Below are 7,707 nucleotides of genomic sequence, written 5' to 3' on the forward strand. Positions count from 1 at the left end.
GTCGTTAGCTCAGTTGGTAGAGCAGTTGGCTTTTAACCAATTGGTCGTAGGTTCGAATCCTACACGACCCACCATATTGCAGTACGAAAAGCCCGCCTTCATGGCGGGCTTTTTCGTTCTCGCTGCCGGGAAAATGTTCTCCCTATCGCCATGGCAACAGCAAAAAAAGCCGATACCTGATTGCTCGGGTATCGGCTTTTTGATGGGCGTTGCCTCTATCAGCCTTTACCAGGCTTTACCTCGTCGCTGGATGCGGTGCGTTGCTCGGGTTGCGCCTTGCTGTCGGGCAGTTGGTCGAACTCATGCAGGCCGTTCTTGACATAGGGGTTGCCAATCCAGCGTGGGCTGGGGCTGAACTGCGTGCTCACCAGGCTCTTGGCGGGCTCGTAGCGGTCGTAGCTGAGCCCGGCCAGGTCGGACAGAGTGTGGATCAGGTGCGAGCTGCTGTAAGGGCGCGACGCCATCGCCTGCAGGTCTCGTGGGTGGCTGGCCTGCCAGCTTGGCGAGGTCCAGAGCAGGAAGGGGATGGTGTACATCGGCCTTGTCGGGTCGCCTTCGTTGCGCCCCAGGCGATCGTGCTGGCCGGAGCTGTAGACATCCTCGCCATGGTCGGAGAGGTACAGCAAGAAGCCGTTCGGCGTGGTGGCCGCGTAGCGTTTTATCAGGCTCGACACCACGTAGTCGTTGTAGCGCACCGCGTTGTCATAGAAGTTGTAGGTTTGCACCTGGTCCGGTGTAAGCACCGCTGGGGCGCCGGCATTGTCCTTGAAGTGCTCGTAGTCTGCCGGATAGCGGTAGCGGTAATCCATGTGGGTGCCGAGCAGGTGGATGATGATGAAGTTCTTCTGCGTCGGGTCCTGCAGCGCTTTTTCGAAGGGGGCGAGTACCACATCGTCGTACTGGCTGGCGTTCTGGTTCGCTGGTTGTTCAGGTAGACCTGCTCGTCCGTCTGCTGGGAGAAGGTGGTGAGCATGGTGTTGCGCTTGGTCATGGTCTGCTGGTTGGTTATCCAGAAGGTCTTGTAGCCCGCCTGCTTCATCAGATTGATCAGCGACGGATCGGTCAGGAAGCGGTCCGGGTGCTCTTCGTCGCCGAAAGTGAGGATCTGCTGCATCACTTCGATGGTGTAGGGGCGCGGCGACACCACGTTGCGGAACACGGTCAGACCCTTGTCGCTGGCGGCCAGGGCGTCCAGGTTCGGCGTGGTGTCGCGGTTGTAGCCATACAGGTGCATGTGTTCGCGGGTGGTGGATTCACCCAGCACCAGCACCAGGGTGCGCGGCGTGTCGCCGTTGCTGTCCGCCAGGTTCTGCAGTGGCGGCAGGGCGGCGTTCTGTTGCAGCAGTGCCTGCATGTTGTCGAGCTGCTGGCGGTATTGCCGGTAGCCCACCACCAACTGCCAGGGGACTGCCGGCTCCATGCGCTGTTCGACCTTCTCCCGGGCTTCGGCAAAGGTGCGTTGCTGGGTGACAAGCTGTTTGTAGAACGGCAGGACCAGCAGCGACATCAGCAGCAAGGCTACCACGGGGATGCGGCTGCGCAGGGGCAGGGTAACCGGGCGAATGCGGGTCCACAGCAGCACCGCGACTGCCGTGTACAGCAGCAGTGCCAGGCACAGCGAAACACTGAAGTACTGGCTGAAATACTCACTGGCCTCGGCGGTGTTCGACTCGAACATCACGAAGATCACGCTCTGCGAGAACTCCTGATGGTAGATGCCGAAGTAACTCAGGCCCACCAGCGAGCTGGCCCACAGCACCAGGCCGATGACGGCCGCAAGCCCTCGGGTCAGGCGTGGCAGCAACAGCACCGGCGCCAGCCACAGGCTGCTGAGGATGAAGGCGTCGCGAAACCCGGCAAAACCGGTAGTGCCGCTGAACAGCAACAGCGCCTGGGTGACGCCGGAGAAATACCAGAAAAACAGCAGGAGCCAGCCGAGGCCTGCCCAGTCCATGGGTTTTTTAGCGGAGGAGGATGGGGTGGTCACGTGCGCCTCAGGAGCCAGATAGCCGCCATCAGGCTGGCGGCTGTTTTAAGGTGGCGACGCTAGAGCAGGTGAAGTGAAAGGATCGTCAACAGGAAATGAAAGCCTCGAGAAACCTTGTCTGGGCCGCTGAGCGGCCCTCAAGGTTTCATTGCGCAGCAGCTCCTAGACGCGGAACTGCTCCATCAAGGCCTGCTGCTGATTGGCCAGCCGGTTGAGCGCCTGGCTGATCCGTGCCGACTCATCGGCCTGCCCGGACAGCGACTCGGTCACATCGCGAATCCCTGCGACATTGCGATTCACTTCCTCGGCCACTGCGCTCTGCTGCTCGGCGGCGGAGGCAATTTGCAGGTTCATGTCGGTGATCACCGTTACCGCCTGGTCGATGCGTTGCAGGGCGGGCAGGGTCTGTTCCATCTGCGCGGCGCTCTCGCGGGCCTGGCGCTGGCCACCGTGCATGGCACCGACAACGTCCTGGGTGCCCTGCTGCAGGCCTTCGATCACCTGGCGGATTTCCTCCACCGACACCTGGGTACGCTGGGCCAGGCTGCGCACTTCGTCGGCGACCACCGCGAAACCACGCCCGGCCTCGCCGGCGCGGGCGGCCTCGATGGCGGCGTTGAGTGCCAGCAGGTTGGTCTGCTCGGCAATGGCGCGGATCACCTCGAGTACCGAGCCGATCTGCTCGCCACGGCTCTCCAGCGAGCGTGCCTGCTCCATGGCGGCATCCATGCCGCCGGCCAGATGGTCGATGGCCTGGCGGGTGGCCGCGACCAGGGCCAGGCCTTCGCGGGTGGCCTGGTCGGCGCCGCGTGCGGCCTGGGCGGCTTGCGCGGCGTTATGCGCAACGTCCTGGGCGGTGGCGCTCATTTCGTTGGCGGCGGTGGCCACCTGTTCGATCTCCCGGTGTTGCTGCTGCATGCCGGTGCTGGTCTGGCTGGCGATCAGCGATGACTGGTCGGCAGTGCCGCGGGCTTCCTGCACCGAGCCTTTGAGCTGGGCGATCACCGGCTGCAGTTTGTCCAGGAAGCGGTTGAACCAGCCGGTCAATTGCCCCAGCTCGTCGTCGCGGGTGTAGTCCAGGCGCCGGGTCAGGTCGCCTTCGCCGCTGGCGATGTCTTTCAGGCGCGCGGCCACCGCCAGGATCGGCCGAGTCACGCCGCGGGCGGTCAGCCACACCAGCAGCAGGCCCAGTACGGCAGCGCCCAGGCCGATCAGCAGGCTGGTCAGGTTGGCGCGCTGGTTATGATCGTCCAGGCGCTGGTTGAGGGCTACCGCCGGCGCTTGCAGGACGCTCTCCGGCAGTTCCAGCAGCACCTGCCAGGGCGCGGCGCCAGGGATCGGGGTGAAGGGGCGCGAGATGCGCATCATGCCGCCATCCAGGCGCTCGACCGGCTGGCCGGCGCGCAGGGGGCCGGCAAAGGCGCTGGCGGCGCTGCCGAAGGCCTGCTCCACGGTCTGGCTCAGTTGCCGGGCGTCCTGGCTATGGCCGGCCAACAGCCCAACCGGGCTGACGATGCTCACCTGGCCCTGGCCGTCGAACAGTTCCTGGCGCCCGGCCAGGGCCAGCTGCTGCAGGTTGTCCAGGCCGATGTCCAGGCCGATCACGCCCACCACCTTGCCGCCTTCGAGCAGCGGCAGGGCAATGCTGGTCATCAGCACTTTCTGGCCGTTGATCTCGTCGAAGTACGGGTCGAGCACGCAGGCCTTGGCAGTTTGAAGCGGGCAGGTCAGCCAGCGGTTGTAGGGTGAGCCGTTGGCGCCAATGCTGGTGTCGGCGAGCATTGACTCGGGCATGGCCTCGGTTTCCAGCGCGCCGGGGCTGCTTTGCGACCAGTACAGCGAGAAGCGCCCGCTGTCGTTGCTGCCGGCATCGGCCTGGCCGACGAACTGGGCATCGCGCTGGTCCAGGGCGTTGGGCTGGAACACCAGGTACAGGCCGATCAGGTCGGGGTTGCCGGCCAGTGCGGCGCGGGCTTCGTGGTTGAGCTGGTTGCGCAGGTCGGCGCCGCCCCGGGCCTTGAGCGCCTGCACCAGGCGGGCGAAACCGTTGCCGTACTGGTAGGCGTCCATGAAGTAGCGCTGGATGCGCAGCGCCTGGGTTTCGCCGTGGGCCTGCAGGCGCAGGCGGGCGCTGCGGTCGAGCAGCTCGGTGTTGGCCTGGAACACCTGCTCGGCGTTGCGCCGGGCCTGGGTGAGCGAGGTGGCCACCAGCAGGGCGACGATGGCCAGCAGGCACAGACCGGCGAGCAGGGTGATCTTCCACTGGATGGAGAGGCGGCGCAGCGACATGAGCTTTTCCTTCTCGATCAAAACAGAACGCCCGCGGTCAGGCGGGCGTCGGGTGTGGTTCATTCAGCGATGTAGTTCGGTGGTGCAACCCGGAAGGCCTTGGTCAGCCAGCCCAGGTACAGCACGCCAAGTGCAGCCCAGACCCCGCCGAACAACAGCGAGTGTTCATTCAGGTCCAGCCACAGCGAAACGATGATGCAGAAGCCGATGGTCGGCAGCACCAGGTACTTCATCGTGTTGGCCAGTCCCTGGCGGTTGCCCTCGCGCAGGTAGCAGTGGTTGATCACCGAGAGGTTGACGAAGCTGAACGCCACCAGCGCGCCGAAGTTGATGATCGACGTGGCGGTGACCAGGTCGAAGAAGATCGCCGACAGCGCCACCAGGCCGACGATCGCGATGTTCAGCACCGGGGTCTGGTAGCGCGAGTGCAAGCGGGCGAACACGCTGGCCGGGATCACCTTGTCGCGGCCCATCACGTACAAAAGGCGCGACACGCTGGTCTGCGACGCCAGGCCCGAGGCGATGGTGTTGATCACCGTGCAGGCGATGAATACCGACTGGAACAGCTTGCCGCCGACATACAGGGCGATTTCCGGCAGCGCCGCTTCCTGGTCGTGGAAACGCTGCATGGTCGGGAAGTAGGCCTGGATGAAGTACGACACGCCGATGAACACCACACCGCCGATCAGCGCGGTGAGGAAGATCGCCAGCGGGATGGTCTTGCCTGGATTACGGGTTTCTTCCGACAGGCAGGTGACCGCGTCGAAGCCCAGGAACGAGAAGCACAGGATGGTCGCACCCGCGGCCAAGGCGGCGAACTGGGTCTGCTCGTCGGCGAACGGCACCAGGCTCCACGCGGTGCCCAGGCCCTCTCCTTGATCCAGGCCACGCACGCAGAGGTAGACGAACACGCTCATGATCGCCACCTGGACGAGCACGAACAGCAGGTTGAAATGCGCCACCAGGTTGATGCTGCGCATGTTGATCAGGCTGATCACGGTGACGAAGCCGGCCACCCACATCCATGCCGGTACCTCGGGGAACATCGCCGACAGGTACAGCTTGGCCAGCAGCGCGTTGACCATGGGCAGCAGCAGGTAGTCCAGCAGCGACGACCAGCCCACCAGGAAACCCACGTGCGGGTTGATCGCGCGTTGGGTGTAGGTGTAGGCCGAACCGGACTGCGGGAAACGCCGCACCAGGGTGCCATAACTCACCGCGGTGAACAGGATGCCCGCCAGCGCCAGGATATAGGCACTGGGCACGTGCCCGGCGGTGATGCCGGAGACGATGCCGAAGGTGTCGAACACGGTCATCGGGGTGAGGTAGGCCAGGCCGATGATCACCACGTGCCAGAGGCGCAGGGATTTACGGAACTGGCCGTTGCCGGTGGCGCGGTGGTCAGGCTGCATGCGCGCGGTACTCCTGGCGTTGGACGGCAGGCACGGCGTGCGGCGGGCACGACAAGGTCGAGCGGGTGGGCTCCATGTTGTTCACCTTTTATGTTGGAGCTGCGAAGTGCGCGGAGAGGGCGCGGGTGTCAGGGCTTCAAGCGCCGGGACGAGGAAGGCGGCGCGTGCGGGCAGGGGCGTTTGGGCATGATGGCGGCGCGATTGTTCTTCTTCGTGGAATGGGCGCTTGCAAGGTGGGTGAAATAAAAAACGATGGTCATTAGGGTGTCAAGTTAAACATGACAGACTGCTCGGTCATGTTGTTTTTTATCTACATTGAAAGGGGTTTTCGGCCGTTTTTTGGCGTTTTACCTGTTTTGCGCGGATTTCCGTGTCTATAAATATTTACGACTGGGCGGGCGTTGGCACGGTGCCTCGGCTGTCTATGTGCTACTGCCGTGCCATGCAGTCACCCCGACAGTGGTATTCTGCGCGTCCTCGCGTGCTTCCACGCGCAGCCCCCCCTATGGACAGCAATCGGTTCTATTCATGAAGAAATCAGTAGGCATCCTTTCCGGCCTGGCCGTCGCCATCGCCGTCGCAACCACCGCTGGCGCCTGGTACACCGGCAAACAGCTGCCGGCGGAGTTGGATCGCGCCATCACCCAGGCTAACCAAGAGCTGAAGAAAACCCTGGCCGGCACTGGCCTCAGCATGTCCATCGAACTGGATTCGCTGGAGCAGCATTTCTTCACCAGCACGGCACACTACCGCCTTAAGGCCAAGGACCTTGAAGCTGGCGAGGTCGAGAAGTTGGACTTCGAGTTCGTCATGCTCGACCAGATCGAGCACGGCCCGTTCCCTTGGTCGCGGGTCAAGGCATTCAAGCTGATGCCGGTGATGGCCGCCAGCAACGGCTCATTGGAAAAGGGCGATTTCACCGCGCCGTGGTTCGCTGCGGCAGGTGGCAAGGTGCCGGTCACTGTCCAGTCCAGCGTGGGCTATGACGGCAATGTCGAAAGCGATATTCGCCTGGCGCCGGTCAAACTCGAGCAGGATGGCGAAAAGGTCCTGGACTTCTCTGGCATGCAACTGCTGGGGCGCACTGACCGCCAAGGCAAGGACACTGAATTTCACGCCAATGTCGATCGCCTGGAACTGAACTTCGCCGATGCACAAGAAACGCCGGTGAAGATCCTGCTCAACGGCTTCAAGGTCGGCGGCAAGCTCAGCCAGACCGACCACGACATGATCTACGTCGGCAACATCGACCTGGCCCTGGCTGATACGCAGGTCACCAGCGGTGCCGATCAGCAGGTGCTGGTGCTCAAGGGGCTGCAGCAGAACAACCTGTATAGCGCCGAAGGCGAAGCCAAGGACAAGCTGGCCGGGCGCCTGGAGTACAAGGTGGCCGACATCAGCTATGCCGGGCGCAAGGTGGGCAGCGGCGAGATGGTCTTCACCATGAAGTCCATCGACATTCCGGCCATGCAGGCGCTGCTGGAGTGGTACCAGACCAAGGCGCCGCAGGTTCAGCAGGCGGCTGCCGAAGGGCAGGCACTGCCGTCGTTCGACATGACCCCTGAAGAACAGGCCAAGGTCCAGGGCGATCTGCAAAAGATGCTGGCCGGCAAGCCGCAGTTGGCACTGGAGAAACTGTCGTTCAAGACTGCCAACGGCGAGAGCCACTTCAGCCTGGCAATGGACTTCGCCAGCCCGACCTCGTTCGACCTGCCGCCTGATCAGTTGGGCAAGCAGTTGGTCAGCAGCCTGCACAGCAAGCTGAGCGTGTCCAAGCCGATGGTCGGTGACCTGGCCACCCTGCAGGCACTGCTGGGCGGCGAGACCGACGCGCAGGCCATCGCCCAGCAATCCAGCCAGGCCGGTGAAATGGTCGGCATGATGGCGGTGCAGAGCGGCATGGCCACGGTGCAGGGCACTGACGTGATTTCGAGCCTGAAGTATGCCGATGGCATGGTCGACTTCAACGGCAAGAAGATGACCGTCGAAGAGTTCGCCATGCTGATCAGCGGCCACCTG

At 63.4% G+C, this 7,707-nt stretch carries 3 protein-coding genes and 2 pseudogenes; 1 reads left to right on the plus strand and 4 read right to left on the minus strand.

Annotated elements, in window-relative coordinates; translation table 11 throughout:
• Nucleotides 1-218: 218 nt before the first annotated feature.
• From F6X61_RS27670 to F6X61_RS21415, 4 genes and pseudogenes are all read right to left on the minus strand, one after another.
• Nucleotides 219-1,954 (minus strand): annotated as a pseudogene (locus F6X61_RS27670) (phosphoethanolamine transferase CptA).
• Between the two features lie 195 nt (nt 1,955-2,149).
• Nucleotides 2,150-2,905, minus strand: a complete 756-nt coding sequence (locus F6X61_RS27675) for a methyl-accepting chemotaxis protein (RefSeq protein ID WP_371923744.1) — start codon at nt 2,903-2,905, stop codon at nt 2,150-2,152.
• A 102-nt stretch (nt 2,906-3,007) separates the two neighbouring features.
• Nucleotides 3,008-4,339: pseudogene (locus F6X61_RS27680) on the minus strand (HAMP domain-containing protein); the annotation flags it as partial.
• Nucleotides 4,336-5,688 carry an APC family permease gene (locus F6X61_RS21415; RefSeq protein WP_153788429.1) on the minus strand — a complete coding sequence of 451 codons (1,353 nt, stop codon included), beginning with the start codon at nt 5,686-5,688 and terminating at the stop codon, nt 4,336-4,338. The pseudogene F6X61_RS27680 and the gene F6X61_RS21415, both read right to left, overlap by 4 nt.
• A gap of 528 nt (nt 5,689-6,216) precedes the next feature.
• On the opposite strand from F6X61_RS21415, the gene F6X61_RS21420 reads away from it, so the two are divergent.
• A partial coding sequence (locus tag F6X61_RS21420) for a YdgA family protein (protein ID WP_153788430.1) occupies nt 6,217-7,707 on the plus strand: 1,491 nt, incomplete at its 3' end.

The sequence above is a fragment of the Pseudomonas sp. EMN2 genome (assembly GCF_009650555.1).
GTDB classification, from domain to species: Bacteria; Pseudomonadota; Gammaproteobacteria; order Pseudomonadales; family Pseudomonadaceae; genus Aquipseudomonas; species Aquipseudomonas sichuanensis.